This is a genomic window from Massilia sp. 01N410 (assembly GCF_056399665.1).
Genome location: NZ_JBFTRV010000005.1, coordinates 243,236 through 262,638, shown reverse-complemented (window position 1 = coordinate 262,638; position 19,403 = coordinate 243,236). Strand labels below are relative to the sequence as shown.

At 65.6% G+C, this 19,403-nt stretch carries 24 protein-coding genes; 13 read left to right on the top strand and 11 right to left on the bottom strand.

The annotated features are described in order from the left end of the window. The first annotated feature begins 64 nt into the window (after positions 1–64). Positions 65–1,018: a gamma-glutamyl-gamma-aminobutyrate hydrolase family protein gene (locus tag AC1DOP_RS09385; RefSeq protein WP_441934599.1), complete on the top strand. Its 954-nt coding sequence runs from the start codon at positions 65–67 to the stop codon at positions 1,016–1,018. A 175-nt stretch (positions 1,019–1,193) separates the two neighbouring features. After that, positions 1,194–1,553 (top strand): hypothetical protein, encoded by a 360-nt coding sequence (locus AC1DOP_RS09380; RefSeq protein WP_477250836.1) that lies wholly within the window; start codon positions 1,194–1,196, stop codon positions 1,551–1,553. Between the two features lie 12 nt (positions 1,554–1,565). On the opposite strand, the gene AC1DOP_RS09375 is transcribed toward AC1DOP_RS09380, so the two are convergent. Further along, entirely contained in the window at positions 1,566–2,243 is a 678-nt protein-coding gene (locus AC1DOP_RS09375; protein WP_441934603.1) for an ArsR/SmtB family transcription factor, read from the bottom strand. Between the two features lie 78 nt (positions 2,244–2,321). Between AC1DOP_RS09375 and AC1DOP_RS09370 the strand changes: the two genes are divergently transcribed. Both AC1DOP_RS09370 and AC1DOP_RS09365 read left to right on the top strand, forming a co-directional pair. Further along, a complete protein-coding gene (locus tag AC1DOP_RS09370; protein WP_477250835.1) occupies positions 2,322–2,651 on the top strand; it encodes an NIPSNAP family protein in 330 nt (109 codons plus the stop codon). Beyond that, a complete protein-coding gene (locus AC1DOP_RS09365) occupies positions 2,648–2,992 on the top strand; it encodes an antibiotic biosynthesis monooxygenase family protein (RefSeq protein ID WP_477250834.1) in 345 nt (114 codons plus the stop codon). The genes AC1DOP_RS09370 and AC1DOP_RS09365 overlap by 4 nt, the downstream gene beginning before the upstream one ends. Before the next feature lie 124 nt (positions 2,993–3,116). Here AC1DOP_RS09365 and AC1DOP_RS09360 read toward each other — a convergent pair whose 3' ends face one another. Together AC1DOP_RS09360 and AC1DOP_RS09355 are read right to left on the bottom strand one after the other, a co-directional pair. Next, positions 3,117–3,521, bottom strand: a complete 405-nt coding sequence (locus AC1DOP_RS09360; protein WP_441934609.1) for a VOC family protein — start codon at positions 3,519–3,521, stop codon at positions 3,117–3,119. Between the two features lie 51 nt (positions 3,522–3,572). Next, positions 3,573–4,019, bottom strand: coding sequence for an SRPBCC family protein (locus AC1DOP_RS09355; RefSeq protein WP_477250833.1), 447 nt, complete (start codon positions 4,017–4,019; stop codon positions 3,573–3,575). An 89-nt stretch (positions 4,020–4,108) separates the two neighbouring features. Here AC1DOP_RS09355 and AC1DOP_RS09350 point away from each other — a divergent pair, with 89 nt between their 5' ends. Both AC1DOP_RS09350 and AC1DOP_RS09345 read left to right on the top strand, forming a co-directional pair. Further along, positions 4,109–4,468 (top strand): hypothetical protein, encoded by a 360-nt coding sequence (locus AC1DOP_RS09350; protein ID WP_477250832.1) that lies wholly within the window; start codon positions 4,109–4,111, stop codon positions 4,466–4,468. Positions 4,469–4,477: 9 nt separating this feature from the next. Further along, on the top strand, positions 4,478–5,059 hold the full coding sequence (locus AC1DOP_RS09345; RefSeq protein WP_477250831.1) for a CPBP family glutamic-type intramembrane protease: 582 nt from the start codon (positions 4,478–4,480) through the stop codon (positions 5,057–5,059). A 30-nt stretch (positions 5,060–5,089) separates the two neighbouring features. Here the strand turns inward: AC1DOP_RS09345 and AC1DOP_RS09340 are convergent, their stop codons facing one another. The 3 genes from AC1DOP_RS09340 to AC1DOP_RS09330 are packed head-to-tail and all read right to left on the bottom strand — an operon-like array spanning position 5,090 to position 7,687. After that, positions 5,090–6,259, bottom strand: a complete 1,170-nt coding sequence (locus tag AC1DOP_RS09340) for a vWA domain-containing protein (RefSeq protein WP_477250830.1) — start codon at positions 6,257–6,259, stop codon at positions 5,090–5,092. Continuing rightward, on the bottom strand, positions 6,249–6,836 hold the full coding sequence (locus AC1DOP_RS09335; protein ID WP_477250829.1) for a GNAT family N-acetyltransferase: 588 nt from the start codon (positions 6,834–6,836) through the stop codon (positions 6,249–6,251). The genes AC1DOP_RS09340 and AC1DOP_RS09335 overlap by 11 nt, the downstream gene beginning before the upstream one ends. After that, a complete protein-coding gene (locus AC1DOP_RS09330; protein ID WP_477250828.1) occupies positions 6,833–7,687 on the bottom strand; it encodes an AAA family ATPase in 855 nt (284 codons plus the stop codon). The genes AC1DOP_RS09335 and AC1DOP_RS09330 overlap by 4 nt, the downstream gene beginning before the upstream one ends. A gap of 176 nt (positions 7,688–7,863) precedes the next feature. Here AC1DOP_RS09330 and AC1DOP_RS09325 point away from each other — a divergent pair, with 176 nt between their 5' ends. Together AC1DOP_RS09325 and AC1DOP_RS09320 are read left to right on the top strand one after the other, a co-directional pair. Then, positions 7,864–8,214, top strand: coding sequence for a c-type cytochrome (locus AC1DOP_RS09325; protein WP_441934623.1), 351 nt, complete (start codon positions 7,864–7,866; stop codon positions 8,212–8,214). 12 nt (positions 8,215–8,226) lie between these two features. Next, positions 8,227–8,580, top strand: a complete 354-nt coding sequence (locus tag AC1DOP_RS09320; RefSeq protein WP_477250827.1) for a c-type cytochrome — start codon at positions 8,227–8,229, stop codon at positions 8,578–8,580. A 112-nt stretch (positions 8,581–8,692) separates the two neighbouring features. Here the strand turns inward: AC1DOP_RS09320 and AC1DOP_RS09315 are convergent, their stop codons facing one another. From AC1DOP_RS09315 to AC1DOP_RS09305, 3 genes are all read right to left on the bottom strand, one after another. Beyond that, complete coding sequence (locus AC1DOP_RS09315; protein ID WP_441934627.1) at positions 8,693–9,118, bottom strand: DUF1841 family protein; 426 nt, start codon at positions 9,116–9,118, stop codon at positions 8,693–8,695. Between the two features lie 65 nt (positions 9,119–9,183). Continuing rightward, the gene (locus tag AC1DOP_RS09310; protein ID WP_441934629.1) at positions 9,184–10,740 is read right to left on the bottom strand and encodes a retroviral-like aspartic protease family protein; all 1,557 of its coding nucleotides are present in this window, start codon (positions 10,738–10,740) and stop codon (positions 9,184–9,186) included. Between the two features lie 142 nt (positions 10,741–10,882). Then, complete coding sequence (locus AC1DOP_RS09305) at positions 10,883–11,587, bottom strand: RNA pyrophosphohydrolase (protein ID WP_477250826.1); 705 nt, start codon at positions 11,585–11,587, stop codon at positions 10,883–10,885. Between the two features lie 209 nt (positions 11,588–11,796). On the opposite strand from AC1DOP_RS09305, the gene AC1DOP_RS09300 reads away from it, so the two are divergent. Both AC1DOP_RS09300 and AC1DOP_RS09295 read left to right on the top strand, forming a co-directional pair. Further along, positions 11,797–13,521: a proline--tRNA ligase gene (locus AC1DOP_RS09300; protein ID WP_441934633.1), complete on the top strand. Its 1,725-nt coding sequence runs from the start codon at positions 11,797–11,799 to the stop codon at positions 13,519–13,521. Positions 13,522–13,565: 44 nt separating this feature from the next. After that, entirely contained in the window at positions 13,566–14,177 is a 612-nt protein-coding gene (locus tag AC1DOP_RS09295) for a lytic transglycosylase domain-containing protein (protein ID WP_441934635.1), read from the top strand. A gap of 36 nt (positions 14,178–14,213) precedes the next feature. On the opposite strand, the gene AC1DOP_RS09290 is transcribed toward AC1DOP_RS09295, so the two are convergent. Further along, positions 14,214–15,104 (bottom strand): LysR family transcriptional regulator, encoded by an 891-nt coding sequence (locus tag AC1DOP_RS09290; RefSeq protein WP_441934637.1) that lies wholly within the window; start codon positions 15,102–15,104, stop codon positions 14,214–14,216. Between the two features lie 91 nt (positions 15,105–15,195). Between AC1DOP_RS09290 and AC1DOP_RS09285 the strand changes: the two genes are divergently transcribed. From AC1DOP_RS09285 to AC1DOP_RS09275, 3 genes are read left to right on the top strand one after another with little or no spacing between them, the layout of a single operon-like run. Next, complete coding sequence (locus AC1DOP_RS09285; RefSeq protein WP_477250825.1) at positions 15,196–15,969, top strand: sulfite exporter TauE/SafE family protein; 774 nt, start codon at positions 15,196–15,198, stop codon at positions 15,967–15,969. A gap of 34 nt (positions 15,970–16,003) precedes the next feature. Next, positions 16,004–17,452, top strand: a complete 1,449-nt coding sequence (locus tag AC1DOP_RS09280) for an alkaline phosphatase (protein WP_477250824.1) — start codon at positions 16,004–16,006, stop codon at positions 17,450–17,452. Positions 17,453–17,471: 19 nt separating this feature from the next. Then, the gene (locus AC1DOP_RS09275) at positions 17,472–18,854 is read left to right on the top strand and encodes an alkaline phosphatase (RefSeq protein WP_477250823.1); all 1,383 of its coding nucleotides are present in this window, start codon (positions 17,472–17,474) and stop codon (positions 18,852–18,854) included. Positions 18,855–18,943: 89 nt separating this feature from the next. Here AC1DOP_RS09275 and AC1DOP_RS09270 read toward each other — a convergent pair whose 3' ends face one another. After that, positions 18,944–19,336, bottom strand: a complete 393-nt coding sequence (locus tag AC1DOP_RS09270) for an SWIB/MDM2 domain-containing protein (RefSeq protein ID WP_441934644.1) — start codon at positions 19,334–19,336, stop codon at positions 18,944–18,946. Positions 19,337–19,403 lie beyond the last annotated feature (67 nt).

Sequence of the window (19,403 nt, the reverse complement as noted above, 5' to 3'; positions counted from 1 at the left end):
GTGCTGGATGTGAGATTCTGTAAATGGGAATCGTGCGCGCCTATGGCAGGGCTATAGTGAGTTCATGGCAGAGGACAATGAAGACCGTGAAACTGCGGGGTCGCCGCGCGTGCCTGACCGGCGCGCGTCTGGAAATGCGTCGCGCTACCTGCGGCAGGGCGATACACCCTTGAATCTGGCCGGCCGCGTGTTGCGTTCGCGCTGGCGCGCCCTCAGCGACCGCTTCAGCCGCGACTTCATGCGGCGCACCCTGCGCATCGGCGTTTCCGCCCGCATCTTTCATCCGGAACCGGGCGCCGTCGGCCTGCGCAGCAAGAACCTGCAATACCTCGAAGAGTCGATCGCGCAATGGGTGATGTCGCGCGATGTGCTGGTCTTCATGGTGCCGACCGTGAACACCGGTGGTTTGCTCCACCCCAGCAACATCACCATGCGCCATTACGCGCGCCACCTGGACGGGCTGGTGCTGCAGGGCGGGGCGGACGTCTCGCCGATGACCTATTCCGAAACGCCCACCAGGCCCGAATGGAACGGCGACCGCGCGCGCGATGTATATGAACTGGAGCTGCTGCACGAGTTCGTCGACGCCGGCAAGCCGGTGCTCGGCATCTGCCGCGGTTGCCAGCTGATCAACGTCGCCTTCGGCGGCACCCTCTACCAGGACGTCGCCACCAATGTCCCCGATGCCCTGGCCCACGTGCACGAAGACTACGACGCCCACCGCCACGCCATCGTCTTCCCGCACGGTTCCTCGCTGGGCAAGATGTTCCCCGACCAGAAGCGCCCGATCGTGAATTCCATCCACCACCAGGCCGTCAAGGACCTGGGCCGCGACATCCACGTCGAGGCGATGTCGGACCCGGACGGGATCGTCGAAGCGATCCGCTACCAGCGCGCACCCTTCGTGATGGGGCTGCAGTGGCATCCGGAGTTCCACCGGGCGAAGGGGACGGAGCTGCTGGATTGCACGCCGGTGCTGGATGAGTTTTTGCGGGCTGCGCGCGAGACGCGGCTTTAAATAACTACCGTCGTCCCTGCGATTGACCACCGTCGTTCCCGCTATTGTTACCGTCGTCCCCGCCTTCGCGGGGACGACGAGATCATGCGCGGCAACGACGTATTTCGCTTGCACAGCCATCAAACTGCCTCCATAATCTAAATGAGAATCATTCTCATGAAAACAAGGAGGCCCAATGGACGACGATTTTTTGGACGACACCCCCGCATCCGGCACCCCCAGCACCCGCCACGCCCTCTTGATCGCGGCCCTGCTGCACCTGATGTCGCAGTACACGATCCGCAGCGCCAAGCGCGACCCGCGCAATCCCGACGACGAAGGTCCCTGCGTCAAACTGGCTGCCGTGATCGAGCGCCACCTCGATGCCCTGGCGCGCCTGCCGGACGCCGAGCCGGTGCTGCGCGCCACCTGCGAGCAGCTGTGCGTGAAGTGGGAAGACCTGGTCGACAGCCGCATGCCGGCGCCAGCCAGGCGGCCGCTGTTGTCGCGCATCCTGCGTCCGGGGATCTTCAAGACCCCGGCGCTGGCCACCTGAGCCGGCGGGAGTTCAGTCCAGCCAGGCGCGCAAGGCCGCTTCGCCGTCCGGCGTGAAAGCGAGCACGCGCGAGTCCGGCACGCGCCCGGCCCAGCCCAGTTGCTGGAAGCGGTCGAGGAGTAGCGTGCCGAGCTGGCCGGCCAGGTGATGGCGGCGCTCGCTCCAGTCCAGGCAGGTGCGGCAGAAGGGCCGGCGCGATGCCGGCAGCCTGTCGAGATCGATGCCGAGGGCGCGCACCGCGCCGCGGCCCGCATCGGTCAGCATGACGCCATCGGCGCCGAGAGAAAAAGCGCCGCGCTGCGCCAGGCGCTCGTAGATCAGCACGCCCAGCTCGCCGGCCAGGTGGTCGTAGCAGACCCTGGCCTTGCGCAGCGCCGGCTCGCGCGGACTGGAGCGCATCCGCACGGCGCCGGTGCCGAAGGCCACGCCCATCAGTGATTCCAGCAATTGCGCGACCTCGGCATCGGCGATGCGGAAGTAGCGGTGCCGGCCCTGCGCCTCGACGGACAGCAGGCCGGCATCCTGCAGCTTGGCCAGGTGGCCGCTGATGGTCTGGCGCGTGACGCCGGCGGCGTCCGCCAGTTCGGTCGCGGTCAGCGCCATGCCGCTCATCAGAACGGTGAGCACTTCGGCGCGCGCATGGTCGCCGATCATGGCGGCGATATTCGTGATGTTCGGTCCGTCCCTCATGCTTCGATGCTAACCGAAGCATCGGGGGATGGCAAAGGACTAGAGTGGCCCTGTCCATCACAAGGAGTCCACATCACCATGATTACCTGCTTCATCCGTTACGAAATCGACCCCATCCAGAAAGAGGCCTTCCGCCGCTACGCGGAAAACTGGGGCCGCATCATTCCTCGGCTGGGCGGACGCCTGCTCGGCTACTTCCTGCCGCACGAGGGCACGAATTACGAGGCTTGGGGCCTGGTCGGCTTCGACAGCCTGGCCGCGTACGAGGCCTACCGCGCTCGCCTGAGGCAGGACGAGGAAGCGTGTGCCAACTTCACTTTCGCGCGCGAAAGCAGATTCGTCCTGCGCGAGGAACGCAGTTTCACTGAACTGGTGGAAGGCACTTTCCAGCCGGAGCCGCAGCGATGATCGCCGTGATCTTCGAAGTCGATCCGGACCCGGCGCACCGCCAGGAATATCTCGGTACCGCAGCCGCGCTGCGCGCCGAACTGGAGGCCATCGACGGCTTCATCTCCGTCGAGCGCTTCGAATCCCTGAGCCGGCCGGGCAGGCTACTGTCTCTGTCGTTCTGGCGCGACGAGGAGGCGGTGCGGCGCTGGCGCACCCAGGCCGCGCACCGGGAAGCGCAGGCGCGCGGGCGGCAGGGCGTGTTCCGCGGCTACCGCCTGCGCGTGGCCGAGGTCGTGCGCGACTATGGCCTGCACGACCGCGAGCAGGCGCCGTCGCTTACCTGGAACCTATCCCAGTAGGCCGGAGTCGCTCCTGACGCGCCTGGCAAGCGGGTGCTGCGTTGCTCGTCGTTGCATGGCTCGCCATGCGGCCTCCTCGCGCCTTGCCCGCACTTGCCATGCATCGTCATGAGCTTCCCCCCGCCTACCGGGAAAGGTTCTTAGGACGATAGATGGCGCAGAGCTTGTGGCCGTCGGGATCGCGGACGTAAGCGAGATACATCTTCCCGATGCTGCCTTCGCGCAAGCCCGGCGGCTCTTCGATCGAGGTGCCGCCCTGCGCGACCGCGGTGTCATGGAACTTCTGCACCTGTTCCGGCGAATCGCATTTGAAGCCGATGGTGCCGCCGTTGGCAAAGGTGGCGTCTTCGCCGTTGATGGGCTCGGTAATGCAGAAGGTGCTGCCGTTGTGGCGGTAGAAGAGCCGCGTATGGCCGCTGCCGGCGGTGTCGCGGAAGGGCTCGCCGGCACCGAGCGTGCCGAGCACGGCATCGTAGAAGCGTTTCGAGCGTTCCAGGTCGTTCGACCCGAGCATCACGTGATTCAGCATGCATGTCTCCTTTGATGAGCGAAGGCCCACATCATAGCGCGGCCCGTCGGCTCAGTCCCTGATCTCGGCCTCGACCAGCTTCGCCAGCAGTTCCAGCGACTCCTGCCAGCCCAGATAGCAGGCTTCCGCCGGAATCATGGCCGGAATCCCTTCCTGGCGGATCTTGACCTCGACGCCGCAGAACACTTCGCGCAGCTGCACCGTGGTCTGCATCCGGCCAGGCAGGTTCGGATCGTCGAATTCGGCCGAGTAGCGCAGGCGCTGGCCCGGCGCGAGTTCCAGGTATTCGCCGCCGAAGGTATGGCTGTGGCCGGTAGTGAAATTGGTGAAGGACATCCGGTAGCGGCCGCCGACCCGGGCGTCCATCTCGTGGACGGTGCCGATGAAGCCATGCGGCGGCAGCCATTTGGCGAAGGCGGCGGCGGTGGTGAAGGCGCGGTAGACGCGGTCGGCGCTGGATTTCAGGACACGGTGCAGCTCGACGGTGTTGGTGGTCATGATAGCTTCCTTATCGTTGGTGGCAGAGGACATCCCTCCGATGGTACGACGAACGAGGCCCGGCAGATTCGACATGCTAGAGTAAGTCCATGTCCAGCTCCCGACAATATCCCGTGACGCCGGATGGACGTTATTTCGTCGTCGATGGCCGGCTTTGGCGCACGAGCAATCCTGCGCTGGCGCCGGAACTCAGGCAGGAATGGGTCGACAGGCTGATGACGGCGCGCCGCCAGGTCGGCGTCGCGAAGAAGGCCGGCGACGTGGCGGCCGAACGCGGCGCCCGCCGCGACGTCGACGAAGCCAAGCGCGCACTGGGCGAACGCGGACCGGTGTGGTGGACGGACGGCGCGCCGGATTTCAATCGCAGGATGGTGGCGAACACGCCATACGCGGACTGGTATGCGGCCTTGCCGGACGCCCTTGAAAGGCGGCCCGGTACGCTGGGATAGAATGGCGGGATGACCCAAGCTCCACAGACCGCACCGCGCGCCCCGATCCGCCTCGCTTCCCAATTGCTGACCTGCCTGGTCTTCTGCCTGATTGCCGCCCCCATCATCTGGTTCGGCCGGCCGCATCCGCTGGAACTGTTCAGCCGTCCGCTTGGGCCGCTGACCCAGCTGCTGGTCGGCCAGGTGCTGGCGCTGCTCGCCGCCGGCGTGTCATGGCTGCTGTTCCGCATGACCGCCAACTCGGCCTCCAGCGCCCGCACCATCGAGAGCTATGCCAAGCTCGACCTGGGCGGCCTGAACCCGCTGTGGATCAGCATTGCCGCCGCGATCGGCGAAGAGATGTTGTTCCGCGCGGCCCTGCAGCCGCTGCTGGGCGTGTGGATCGTCTCGCTGCTGTTCCTGGTCACGCACGTGCCGGTGTACCGCTTCCGCAAGCTGGATGGCGCCGCGCTGGCGCAGGCGGCCGGCGTGTTCGTCGGCAGCGTGGTGCTGGGCTTCGTGTTCCAGCGTGTCGGCCTGCTGGCTTCGATGCTGGTGCATGCGTGGATCGATATCGTGGGCTTGATGATCGTTCGAGCCGCGATTCGTTAGTAGGGTAGGCACCCCGCGCCCACGCGGACCTTATTTGCTCAGCAGGCGCATCGCCCGCTCCAGCCCATCTATCGTCACCGGAAACATGCGGTTATTCATGATCTGCTTGATGACGGCAATCGACTGCCGGTACTGCCACAGGCTTTCCGGCTCAGGATTCAGCCAGGCGAATTTCGGGAAGGCGTTGCAGAAGCGCGCCAGCCATTCGGCGCCCGCTTCCTCGTTGTTGTATTCGCTTGATCCGCCCGGGGCCAGCACCTCGTAGGGACTCATGGTGGCGTCGCCGACGAAGATCACGCGGGTATCGGGCGGGTATTTGCGCAGCACCTCCCAGGTCGGGAAGCGCTCCGAGCTGCGGCGCCGGTTGTTCTTCCACAGGTAGTCGTAGACGCAGTTGTGGAAGTAGAAGAACTCCATGTTCTTGAATTCGGTCTTCGCCGCCGAGAACAGCTCCTCGGTGCGCTCGATGTGGTCGTCCATGGTACCGCCGACGTCCAGCAGCATCAGCACCTTGATGCGGTTCTTGCGCTCGGGCTGCATCTTGATGTCGAGCCAGCCGGCGTTGTTGGCGGTCGAGCGGATCGTGTCGTCCAGCGCCAGTTCTTCGGCGGCACCTAGGCGGGCGAAGCGGCGCAGGCGGCGCAGCGCCACCTTGATGTTGCGGACGCCCAGTTCGCGCTCGCCATCGTAGTCCTTGTACTCGCGCTGCTCCCACACTTTCACGGCGCTGCGGTTCCTGCTCTTGCCGCCGATGCGGATCCCTTCCGGATTAGTGCCGCCATTGCCGAAGGGGGAGGTGCCGCCGGTGCCTATCCATTTGTTCCCGCCCTCGTGGCGCTCTTTCTGCTCCTTCAGCAGCTCGGCCAGGCGGTTCATCAATTTGTCGTAGCCGAGCTTCTGCAGCTCGGCCTTCTGCTCCGGCGTCAGCTCGCGCTCCAGGCGCTTGATCAGCCAGTCGAGCGGGATGTCGGCTTTGGTGTCGAACACCGTCTCGATGCCCTTGAAATAGGCGCCGAAGGCCTTGTCGAACTTGTCGAAGTGGGCTTCGTCCTTCACCAGCACCAGGCGCGACAGGTAATAAAACTCGTCGAGCGAGGGCGCGATCACCTGTTTTTCCAGCGCTTCGAGCAGCGTCAGGAATTCCTTGATCGTGACCGGCACCCTGGCGTCGCGCAGGGTGAAGAAGAAATCAATCAGCATGCCTGCTCAGCCGGTAGTGCAGCTGCGACTTGATCTCGGGCCACTCGCCGCGCAGGATGCTGTACATGACCGTGTCGCGCACGGTGCCGTCGCGGCGCGGCCCGTGGTGGCGGAGTACGCCATCCTTCTTTGCGCCGAGGCGCTCGATCGCCGCCTGCGAGGCGTGGTTGAAGTTATCGGTGCGCAGGCCGACCACCGCGCAGCCGAGCATGTCGAAGGCATGCGAGAGCAGCATCAGCTTGCAGCTGGTGTTGACGTGGCTGCGCTGGCGGCTCTTCGCATACCAGGTGTAGCCGATCTCGACGCGGTCGATGGCCGCGACGATATCGTGGTAGCTGGTCGAGCCGATCACGGCACCGGTCGGCACGTCGATCACGGCGAAGGCGCGCCGGTTGTCCATCTCCAGCGCGGTGCGGATGTACTGTTCCGTCTCGTCCGGCGTCGGCACCGAGGTGATGCGCAGGTTCCACAATTCTCCGTCCGCGGCGGCGGCGCGCAGGCCGTCGGCGTGGTGCAGGGCCAGCGGCTCCAGCCGCACGCCGTTGAATTCGAGGGTGGCGGGATCGACGCGGATCATCGGTTGTGCCTCGCCATCGCCACCAGGCGCTCGAACAGGTGGACGTCCTGCTCGTTCTTCAGGAGCGCGCCGTGCAGCGGCGGCACGACGGTCCGGGAGTCCCCGCTGCGCAGGGCCTCGACCGGGATGTCCTCGGCCAGCAGCAGCTTGAGCCAGTCGAGGAATTCGGAGGTCGACGGCTTCTTCTTCAGGCCCGCCACCTCGCGCAGCTGGTAGAAGTTCTCCAGCGCGGCGGCCAGCAGTTCCTGCTTCAGCCTCGGGTAGTGGACCTTGACGATCTCCGCCATCGTCTCGCGGTCCGGGAATTTGATGTAGTGGAAGAAGCAGCGGCGCAGGAAGGCGTCCGGCAGCTCCTTCTCGTTGTTCGAGGTGATGATCACCAGCGGACGGTGCCTGGCCACCACCATCTCGCGCGTTTCGTAGACGTAGAACTCCATGCGGTCGAGTTCGCGCAGCAGGTCGTTCGGGAATTCGATGTCGGCCTTGTCGATCTCGTCGATCAGCAGCACCACCGGCTCGGGCGCCGTGAAGGCCTGCCACAGCACGCCCTTGACGATGTAGTTGTGGATGTCGCGCACGCGCTCGTCGCCCAGCTGGGAATCGCGCAGGCGCGAGACGGCGTCGTATTCGTACAGGCCCTGCTGCGCCTTGGTGGTCGATTTGATGTGCCACTGCAGCAGCGGCATGTCGAGCGCCGCGGCCACTTCTTCGGCCAGCATGGTCTTGCCGGTGCCGGGCTCGCCCTTGATCAGCAGCGGGCGGGCCAGGGTGAGGGCGGCGTTCACGGCCAGTTTCAGGTCATCGGTGGCGACGTAGTTGTCGCTGCCTTCGAAACGTTGGGTTGCGTGCATGGGACGTTCAAGGTGATGGGGAAGTGACATCGAGTATATGACAGTTGCATCGCCACCGCTGAATTGTTGCTTTGTAGACTGAGCCATATTCTTCATATAGAATCGGCTATTCGTAGTACATTTGCTAAGTTTTTGAGCAGTTGCGGTATACAATTCAACCATACGATTGTGCAATCATGAGAAAACCATTAGCTGTACTGTTGCTTGCCGCCGCCGGAGCCGTGATGGCCAGTGCAGCCGGCGCCGCAGAGATCGTCGCCAACCCGAAAGCCGCACCGAACAAGATTGAGCAATGTATCGGTTGCCACGGCATCCCCGAGTACAAGACCGCCTTCCCCGAGGTCTACCAGGTGCCGATGATCGGCGGCCAGTCCGCCAAATATATCGAAGCCGCGCTGCAAGCCTACAAGAAGGGCGACCGCAAGCATCCGCAAATGACGCCGACCGCCAAGGTGCTGTCGGACCAGGACATCGCCGACATCGCCGCCTACTACGCGCAGCAGTCGGCGGCCACGCCCACCAAATGAGCCGGGGACGCCATGAATAAACTGATCCTAGCCCTGTCCTGCACCGCGGCACTGATGGTGTCCGCGTCCGCCTTCGCCAGCGGCGATACCGCGCGCGGCGCCGAACTGGCCAAGAAATACAACTGCGCCTCCTGCCACGGCGCCGACTACAAGAGCCCGATCGACCCGAGCTATCCGAAGCTGGCCGGCCAGCATGCCGACTACCTGGTGCATGCGCTCACCGCCTACCAGCGCGGCGACAAGGTCATGAATGGCCGTAACAATCCGATCATGGCCGGCATGGCCCAGCCGCTGTCGGACCGCGACAAGGCCGATATCGCCGCCTACCTGCAAAGCCTTCCGGGGCCGCTGGTCGTTCGCAAATAAGCGCTGCCAAGTAAACTAGCGGTCTCTCTGGTCCGCCGGCCCATGCCGGCGGACTTTGTTTTTTGGCGCTGCCGCTCACCGCGTGGCGACGACAAGCTGGATTGAACTTGTTTCAGCGGACGCGCTTGCGCACGCAGTCGATATAGGCTTCCGCATCCGGCGGCAGCCCGCTGCGCTGCGAGGTCCACATCATCTCGCCCAGGCACTCCATGATGTCGTGGTGCGCATCGTGCTCGCCGATGCGGGCCGCCAGGGCATCGTGGGCCGCCTTGATGCCGCGCGGCTGGTCGATCGAGACCTGTTCGGCGATCGACAGGTGCATCGACAGGTGCAGGAAGGGATTCGGCTGGCCGCCTTCGACCGAGTAGTCGCGCGCCACGGCCTCGTCGGCGTCGAGCAGGGCGTCGTGGTATTCCGGATGCTGGTCGATCCAGTCGGCCGCGATCGCATCCATCGGGGTCAGGATTTCGTTGGCGCGGCGCTTGCGCCAGGCTTCGCAGAAGAAGCGGCGCACATCGTTGGAGGAGGGGGTGAACATGGTGGGGTCGCAGAAAGGAAAGCAGGCGCCATTGTAGCGCGCCTGCTTTTCTCGCGTTTGCCGGCTCAGGGAGCGGCGGTTGGCGGTGGCGCCACCGGCGCCGCCGGTTTCGCCGGGCGGCACTCGGCGTGCAGTTTCGCCAGCAGCGCCTCGGCCTGCGGCTTTTCCTCGCGCGCGGCATGCCATTCGGCCATGTAGGAGGTCGCCATGCAGGTGCGCGCATGCGCGGCCTGCTTGTCCTTGGCGGCGATCTCGAGCAGGCCGGCCTGGTCCAGTTTGCCGAGGTAGAAGTCGGCGATCGGCGCCGGCCAGTCGTCGTTGCGCTGCTTTTTCACGCTGGCGGCCAGTTCGGTCTTCGCCAGCTCGGCCTGGCCCTTGCGCACGCGGGCGTTGTACAGCCACAGCGGGCCGAAGCGCTCGGCAGGCAGCTGGTCGAGGGCGGTGCGCAGTTTCGGGATCGCCTCGTCGACTTTCCCGTGCAGCATCTGCTGGCGTCCGAAATTGAGGTTGGCGTTCGGCTGGCCGGCCGCGGCGGCTTTTTCCAGCCAGGACTGGGCCTGTTTCGGGTCGCGCGGGGCGCCGCGGCCGGTGTTGAGCATATAGGCCAGCGCATACTGGGCGTCGGCATTGCCGCCGTCGGCCTCCTGCAGCATCCACGGTTCGAGGCCGGTGCGGCGCGAGAACACGTCGCCGCCGAGGTAGGCGATGTAGAGCTTGCGCTGGCTCATCGCGAACAGCACGCGGTGGGCGCGCAGGAAATCCTGGCCCAGCAGGAGCTCGGCCTCGAGCTGGCTCTGGACGTCGACGATGCTGAGCTCCGCGCCGCCGATGGTCTCGCCGCCGATCTGCACCGACTTGATCGGCGCGGTCCAGTGCGAGGCGCGGTCCGAGCCGACGCCGCCGGTATCGCCCAGCCGCGTCACGTCCGCAGCCTTGACGTCGATGCCGAGCTTCTTGGCGCCCCTCAGTGTCAGGAAGCTGTTGGCCGCGCCGGTATCGATCATGGCGTCCAGCTCCTTGCCGTTGACGAGCACCGTGAAGTGCGGATTCGGGCTGTCGCTGCGGCTGAACTCGAAGGGCAGGACGACCGTCTCTTCCTTCCAGTAGTTGAGCGGGGTGTCGCGGTCGCAGTTCTGCGGGCGGAAGAACTTCATGTGCTTGGCGCGCAGGTCGAATTCCATGTCGGCCTGCAGCAGGAAAGGCGCGCCGACCAGGGCGTCGAAAGCCGGCGTAAAGGTGGTCTCGCCGATCACGTACAGGTCCAGGCGCTTCCTGGAACTCTTCACCGGGCCGATCGCGAATTCGCCGATGCGGGCCGCGTACAGCCGCGAGCTGCCGCCGATGCCTTCGACGTAGCGTCCCGTCATGTGCATGACCAGGTCGCGCTTGGCGACGGCGTTCATGGTCAGCTGGGTGTCGAAGGCGCCGGTGTCGACCAGCATGACCGCGGGCGCGCCATCGATCACGCCGTCGACCGCCGGCACCAGGCCCTGGCCGACATACTTGAGCGGCATGTCGGCGACCTCGACATAGGTACAGCGCGGGGCGTCGCCGGCGCGGGCCAGCGGATTCAGGAGCAGTGCGCAGGCCAGTGGCAGCAGGGCACGTTTCAGCGGCATCATTATTGTCTTTCTGTTGAGGAGCAATGCTGGTAATTCTACTGCGCAAGCTTGTAAATATTGCAAGAAAAAAATGCAAAAAGGCAAGTGCGCCGATAAAACGACGTACTTGCCTTCCAGGTTGTTGCTTTTACGCTACTTTTGATTACTCTTTGTCGCGCGCAAGCACCAATTGAGAACTTCCCACCGCATCGGCGATCGCCTTGCTGGCAGCGACCACCACCTTGTTGCTGGCGTTGGCGGATTGCCTATTGCCTGGCTGAACGTTGCCGGCATTTCCCGTGTTGCCACTACCGCCATTCCCGCCATTGCCGCGCCGCTCGTGCGGCTGGCGCAGGTAGCGCGAGCTGTGGCGGCGTTCGCCCTGGCCATTGGACGGCCAGGTGAGGAAGCGCGACAGTTCCTGCAGCGCACGCTGGTAGACATCGCGCTTGAACTCGATGACCACGTCCAGCGGCACCCAGTAGTCGTGCCAGCGCCAGGCATCGAATTCGGGGTGGTCGGTCAGGCGCAGGTTGACGTCATTGTCGCGGGCGACCATGCGCAACAGGAACCAGATCTGCTTCTGGCCACGATAGTGACCACGCACTTCGCGCTTGATGAAGTGATCCGGCACCTCATAGCGCAGCCAGTCGCGGGTGCGACCCACGATCTTGACGTGCTCCTGGCGCAGGCCGATCTCTTCCTCGAGCTCGCGGTACATCGCCTGTTCCGGCGTCTCGCCGTATTTGATACCCCCTTGCGGAAACTGCCACGAGTGCTCGCGCACCCGTTTGCCCCACCACACCTCGTTGTTGGCGTTCAGCAGGATGATGCCGACGTTGGGGCGAAACCCTTCACGATCGAGCATGATTCACCTCGAAACTTTCTGCCAGCTTTTGCTCTTGTCTCTTGTATTTTTACTTACAGCTCAGGTGCCTCTGCCGTTAACTCGCGTCGGAACAACGGCATGCACCACTTCTTTCAGAGCCATTTGTATAAAGATTGGATGCATCGGCCAGCTAATCCTTTAAAATTAGGTTGATTATAACCCTCTCTTTTTAAAAAGAATTCATCGATATGCGTGCCTCTCGATTTTTTATTTCAACGCTCAAAGAAGCGCCTTCCGACGCCGAGATCGTCAGCCACAAGCTGATGATGCGGGCCGGGATGATCAAGCGCCTCGGCTCCGGCATCTATACCTACATGCCGCTGGGCCTGCGTGTGATCCGCAAGGTCGAGGCCATCATCCGTGAAGAAATGAACAAGGCCGGCGGCATCGAGCTGCTGATGCCGCTGGTGCAGCCGGCCGAACTGTGGCAAGAGACGGGCCGCTGGGACAAGATGGGGCCTGAACTGCTGCGCCTCAAGGACCGCCATGGCCGCGACTTCGCCCTGCAGCCGACCTCGGAAGAAGTCGTGACCGACGTGGTGCGCACCGAGATCAAGAGCTACCGCCAGCTGCCGGTGAACTTCTATCACGTCCAGACCAAGTTCCGCGACGAGCGCCGTCCGCGCTTCGGCCTGATGCGCGGCCGCGAGTTCACCATGAAGGATGCCTATTCCTTCGACCGCGACGTCGAGGGCATGCAGGTCTCCTACCAGACCATGTTCGACGCCTACGTGAAGATCTTCACCCGCTTCGGCCTGAAGTTCCGCGCGGTGGCGGCGGACAACGGCGCCATCGGCGGCACCGGCTCGCACGAATTCCACGTGATCGCCAGCACCGGCGAGGACGCACTGGTCTACTGCCCGACCTCCGATTACGCCGCGAATATGGAAGCGGCCGAGGCACTGCCGCTGATCGCTGCGCGCGCCGCCGCGACCCAGCCGCTGACCAAGGTCTCCACGCCCAACACCACCAAGTGCGAAGGTGTGGCCAAGCTGCTCGGCATCCCGCTGGAACAGAACGTCAAGTCGATCGCGCTGACGGTCGAAAAGGAAGATGGGACCAAGGAAAACTGGCTGCTGCTGCTGCGCGCCGACCATGAGCTGAACGAAGTCAAGGTGTCGAAGGTTCCGGGCCTGAAGGATTTCCGCTTCGCCAGCGAAGCCGAAATCCAGGAAGCCTACGGCACCGTGCCGGGCTACCTCGGTCCGATCAATACGAAGCAGCCGGTCAAGGTCGTGGCCGACCGCACCGTCGCCAACATGGCCGATTTCGTCTGCGGCGCCAACGAGGCCGATTACCACCTGAGCGGCGCCAACTGGGGCCGCGACGTCGCCGAGCCGATCGTCGCCGACCTGCGCAACGTGGTCGAAGGCGACGCTTCGCCGGACGGCAAGGGCGTGCTGGCGATCGAGCGCGGCATCGAAGTGGGCCACGTGTTCCAGCTCGGTACCGCCTACTCCGCCGCGATGAACTGCGTCTACCTGGACGAAAAGGGCCAGCCGGTACCGATGCAGATGGGCTGCTACGGCATCGGCGTGACCCGCATCCTGGGCGCGGCGATCGAGCAGAACTTCGACGACAAGGGCATCGTCTGGCCGGACGCGATCGCACCCTTCGAGCTGGTGCTGTGCCCGATGGGCTACGACCGCAGCGAACTGGTGAAGGCGGAGACCGACCGCCTGTACGCCGAACTGCAGGCGGCCGGCATCGACGTCATCGTCGACGACCGCGGCCTGCGTCCGGGCGCCATGTTCGCCGACTGGGAACTGGTGGGCGTGCCGCACCGCGTGGTGATCGGCGAGCGCGGTCTCAAGGAAGGCAACCTGGAATACCAGGGCCGCCGCGATGCCGAAGCGAGCTCCGTGCCCGCCGCCGACATGGTCGCCTTCGTCAAAGGCAAACTGGCCAAGTGATGCCGGCCCGTTTTGCAAGCCGGGCTTCGGCCTGGCTCGGCTCCATGCTTGCTGCCGCTGCACTGATGAGCAGCGGCGCGGCTTACGCCGGCAACCAGAAGGAAGAAGCGCTGGCCGATTCGGTCCGGCTGGCGCTCGAACGGGCGATCCGCGACGGGCGCCCGCCGAAACCGGTGTTCCGCGACGCCGCCGCCCAGGGGCGCTACCGGCAGTGGTTCGACGCGATGTCGGCGCGCCTGAAGCGCCGCCTGCCGGACGACCAGGTCCGCACCGAGTTCCTCGAGTCGGCCTGGTACGAAGCGACCCGCGCCGGCCTCGATCCGGGGCTGGTGCTGGGCCTGATCCAGGTGGAGTCGGCCTACCGCAAGTACGCGGTGTCGATCGTCGGCGCGCGCGGCTACATGCAGGTGATGCCGTTCTGGACCAGGGTGATCGGCGACTCCAACCGCCGCGCCCTGTTCGACATGCAGACCAACCTGCGCTACGGCTGCTCGATCCTGCGCATGTACATCGACATGGAAGGCGGCAACCTGTATCTGGCGCTGGGCCGCTACAACGGCAGCCGCGGCCGGCCGGAGTATCCGAATGCGGTGCTGGCGGCGTGGAAGAATTGGGAGTTCAAGCCGGCGGCCGCGACGGCCATCGCGTTGAACTGATTCGCATGTGATTGCGTGGGCGGTCTCCACCCGCGCTCACGCCCGTAATGCATCCACCAATTGCTGCGCATGCCGCGGCAAATCATCGAAACTGCGCACGCAAATCGCCAGCTGCCGCAGCGCCCACGCATCCGCCAGCTCCAGCACCGCGATCGTCATCGTCTGCGCGCAGCGCCGCGCCGCCGGCTCGGGCACGATGCCGATCCCGACCCCTGCCTCCACCATCCTGCAGACCGCCTCGAGGCCGCGCAGGCGCACCCGCGTATGCAGCGTGCGCCCGAGACGCCGCGCCTGCAGCTCCAGGTAGCTGGACAGGGCGCTGTCGCCGGCCAGGCCGACCTGGTCGAAGTCGGCCAGGCGCGCGAAGGCCACCGGGCGGCCGTCCGGCGACAGCACCTCCGCCAGCGCCGGCGTGGCCACCGCCACCAGGCGGTCGGTGCGGAAGGGGAAGCTCTCCAGCTGCGAGAGGTCGACCGCGTCCGACAGGATGCCGAGGTCCGCTGCGCCTTCACGCACCGCCTTCGCCACCTCGTGGCTGGCGCGCTCTTCGAGTTCGACGTCGACGTGGGCGTGGCGCGCCAAAAAGCCGGCCAGTGCGTCCGGCAGGTACTCGGTCAGCGAGGCCGTATTGCACAGCAGCCGCACCGTGCCCTTCAGGCCCTGGGCATGGTCGCCCAGCTCGGCGCGCATGCGCTCCAGCTGCTGGAACACCAGGCGCGCATGCCTCACCAGGGCCTCGCCGGCGGGCGTCGGACTCACCCCGCGCCGTCCGCGCAGCAGCAGCGGCACCCCCAGCGTTTCCTCCATGCTGTGGATGCGCTCGCTGCAGGAAGCCAGCGACAGGTGGGCGCGCGCGGCGCCGCCGGTGATGCTGCCGGCTTCCACCACGTGCAGGAACAGCTGCATGTCGACCAGGTCAAATCTCATAGCCTCTCTCGTTTAGCCTTCGGAATTTCCGAAGGCTCATTGCGGTAATCCCTCATTCTGCAAGCGCCCGGGATGGGGCAGAATTCCAGGCATGGACGCTCTGCTTTCCATCTTACACGCACATGAAGCCTTCGATTTGACCTTGATTTCCCTGGTGTTCCTGCTCGCCGGCCTGGTCCAGGGCGTGGCCGGACTCGGTCTGCCGACGGTCGCGGTCGGCCTGCTGGGGATGATGATGGCGCCGCGCGACGCAGCCGCTTTAATGGTCGTGCCTTCGCTGGTGACGAATGCCTGGCAAGTGGCGGCAGGTCCCTCGGCGGGGCCGCTCGCGCGCCGCCTGTGGCCGATGTTGGCCGGAATCGCCGCCGGCACCCTCGTCGGCGGCATGCTGCTGCCGGCCAGCGCTTCCGCGGATGCGGTGGCGGCCCTGGGCGGCGCCCTGATGATGGCGGCGGCGGCCGGCCTGGCGTCCTTCACGCTGCACGTGCCGCCCAGCGGCGAGCGCGCGGCCTCGCCCGTGGTAGGCCTCGCCACCGGCGCGGTCACGGCCGCCACCGGCGTGTTCGTGATCCCGGCCGTGCCTTATCTGCGGGGATTGCGTCTCGAACGTGAGCTGCTGGCACAGGCGCTGGGCCTGGCCTTCACCACCTCGACCGTCGCGCTGGCGGCCTCCCTGCGGCTGGCCGGGCAGTTCGAACTGCGCGAGGCCGGCCTGTCCTTCTGTGCGCTGCTGCCGGCGCTGGGCGGCATGGCGATCGGCCGGCGGATCCGCGGACGCATCCGTCCCGAACCCTTCCGCCGCTGCTACTTCATCGGCCTGCTCGGGCTCGGCCTGTATTTGATGCTGCGTCCCTTCCTCGGATAGACTGCTTGCTTTCCTCATCAGGGAGCAAGCAGACATGCGATTCACCCCCTTTGCCGCCGCCATGCTGATGGCCTGCGGCGCCGCCGCGCTGACGGGCTGCGCCGGCGCGCCGCCCGCGACCAGCGCCACCACCACGCAGGCCCGTGACATCGACCGCGCCCGCAACGTGATCTTCTTCCTCGGCGACGGCATGGGCATCAACACCCTGACCGCCGCCCGCATCTACGCGGTGGGGGAAAGCGGCGAGCTGACCATCGACACGCTGCCCGAATCGGCCTTCGTGAAGACCTACTCGAACGATGCCCAGGTGACCGACAGCGCGGCCTCGATGTCGGCCTATATGACCGGGGTGAAGCAGAACAATGGCGTGATCTCGATGTCGTCCGACACCCGCGCGATGGCGCCGGCGGCGGATGGCGCCAGCCGCTGTGAGAACGGCCAGCCGGTGCCGACCCTGCTGGAACTGGCCAAGGCGCGCGGCCTCGCCACCGGCATCGTCACCATGACCAGCGTCACCGACGCCACCCCGGCCGCCACCTATGCCCACGCCTGCCACCGCAAACTGCAAAACCAGATCGCGGCGATGATGGTGCCGGGCGGCGCCGGCTATAACACGGCGCTGGGCGGCGGCATCGACCTGGTCGTCGGCGGCGGCGCCCAGTACTTCAAGCCGGCGGCCGGCGGCGGCAAGCGCCTTGATGGCCGCGACCTGCTGGCCGAGCTGCAGGCGCTTGGCTACCGCACGGCCTTCGATGCCGCGAGCCTCAAGGCGCTGGCGCCATCAAGCCTGCCGGCCATCGCCCTGTTCGCGCAGGACGACCTGGCCTACGACGCCGAGCGCGATCCGGCGCGCCAGCCCAGTCTGGCCGAGATGACGCGCAAGGCGGTCTCGCTGCTGGGCCAGCGCAGTGCGCAGGGCGGCAATCAAGGCTTCTTCCTGATGGTGGAGGGCGGCCTGATCGACCACGCGCTGCACGCCACCCGCGCCAAGCGCGCGCTGCAGGAAACCGCGGCCTTCGACGCCGCGCTGAAAGCCGCGATCGACGAAGTACAAAAGACCGATCCGGGCCTGAAGCACACCCTGATCGTTGCCACCGCTGACCATGACCACACACTGCTGATCAACGGTTATTCGCCGCGCAGCGGCAAGACCACGCCGGACAATCCGGGGGTGCTGGGCCTGGTGCACAGCCTCCCGGACGGCAAGGTCAAGCTGGACAAGGACGGCGCGCCCTACACCATCCTCGGCTTCGGTACCGGCGAGCACCGGGTGCAGGGCAGCCGAGCCTCGCAGGCCGGCCTCACGGACGCCATCGTCAGCGCCGACGGCTACCACCAGGAAGCGGCGGTGCGCATGAAGTCCGAGACCCATGGCGGCGCCGACGTCTACCTGGGCGCGGTGGGTGCGGGCGCCGAGGTCTTCCGCGGCACCATCGACAACACCCGCGTGTTCACCCTGATCAAAGAGGCGGCCGGCTGGTAAGGCGCGCAAGGAGATTCACATGAAAGCAATCCGCACCTGCGCGCTGCTGCTGGCAACCGCATTCCAGACCCAGGCCTTCGCGCAGAATTTGGCCGCACCCCAGGCGAAGAACATCATCTTCTTCCTTGGCGACGGCATGGGCCCGACCACGATCACGGCCGCGCGCATCTATAAATACAAGGAAGAGGGGCTGCTGAACTTCGAGCGCCTGGACCGCACCGCGCGCATCAAGACCTACTCGAACGACGCGATGGTGACCGACAGCGCGCCGTCGATGGGCGCCTACATGACCGGCGTGAAGATCAATAACGACGTGATCTCGCGCAAGGATGCCAAGCCGCAGTCGCCGGGCAAGGACGCCAACGGCAACCCGAGCGTGGACCGCTGCGGCGAGAACAATGGCAGCGCGCCGATGACCATCCTCGAACTCGCCAAGGCCGCCGGCCGCTCGGTGGGCGCGATCACCACCACCGAGCTGACCCACGCGACCCCGGCCTCGACCTTTTCCCATGTCTGCAACCGCAACACGGTCTATACCATCGCGCAGCAGATCGTGCCCGGCGGCGCCGGCTACAACGAGAGGCTGAAGGACGGCGTCGACGTCCTGATGGGCGGCGGCCGGCCTTTCTTCACGCCCTACGATGCGAAGGCCAACCCGAAGGGCCGCGCGGACGGGCGCGACCTGCTGGCCGAGCTGGAGTCCCGCGGCTACTTCGTGGCGGCCACCCGCGGCGACATGATGTCGGCCCTGCCGAACCGGAAGTTCGTGGGTATTTACGCCGACAGCCACCTCGACTACGCCACCGTGCGCAAGCCCACCCAGCCGACCCTGGCCGAGATGACCAGCAAATCGATCGAGCTGCTGTCGAAGAACCCGAAGGGCTTTTTCCTGATGGTCGAAGGCGGCAAGATCGACCACGCGCTGCACGACTCGAACGCGAAGAACGCGCTGGAGGAGGTGGTCGACTTCGACAACGCGATCCAGGCCGCGCTGGACCGCATGCGGAGCATCGACCCCGGCCTGGAGCACACCCTGATCGTGGTGACGGCCGACCATGACCACACGATGGTGATGAATGGCTATCCGAAGCGCGGCAACCCGATCCTCGGCATCGTGCGCGACGTCGCGACCGGCCAGCCGGCGCTGGATGCGGACGGCAAGACCTACACGACCCTGGTCTACGGCGGCGGCCCGAATCGCCAGGAGCTGCGCAGCGACGTCGACGACGCCCGCGCCCAGGCCCTGGACTACCGCCAGGAGGCCGGCGTGCGCCTGCCAGGCGAGGGACATGGCGGCGGGGATGTGAAGCTGTATGCGGTGGGGGCGGGGTCGGCGCCGTTCAAGGGCACGATCGAGAATACGCGGGTGTTTGATCTGATGAAGGCGGCTGCGGGGCTGTAGCGACCACCGCATATATAAACAAAAAGCCCCGGCAAAAACCAGGGCTTTTCATCTTGGTATCCGGCCAGCGGGGCGGCCTGTCGTCGTTTTTATTTGAGGTGATCGGAGATCAGCTTGGTCATCTCGAACATCGATACCTGGGCCTTGCCACCGAAGACGGCTTTCAGCTTGTCGTCGGCGTTGATCATGCGGCGGTTTGCGGCGTCCTGCAGGTTCTGGGCCTTGATGTAGTCCCAGACTTTCTTGGTGACTTCGGTACGCGGCAGCGGCTTGGCGCCGACTACTGCGGCCAGGGTCGCCGACGGGGTCATCTCTTTCATGAATGCGGCGTTGGGCTTGCGTGCTGCTGCCGGCTTCGCTGCTGCTTTCGGTGCTGCTGCTTTGGCAGGAGCTGCCTTCTTTGCTGCAGGCTTCGCCGCTGCAGCCGGTTTTGCAGCGGCCTTCTTGGCGGGCGCTGCGGTGGTTTTTTTGGCTGTTGCCATCTTCGAGCCTCCTAAACGGAACACGTGGAAAATTGCGCAATAAATCGCACCGGCTTATATTGGTAGG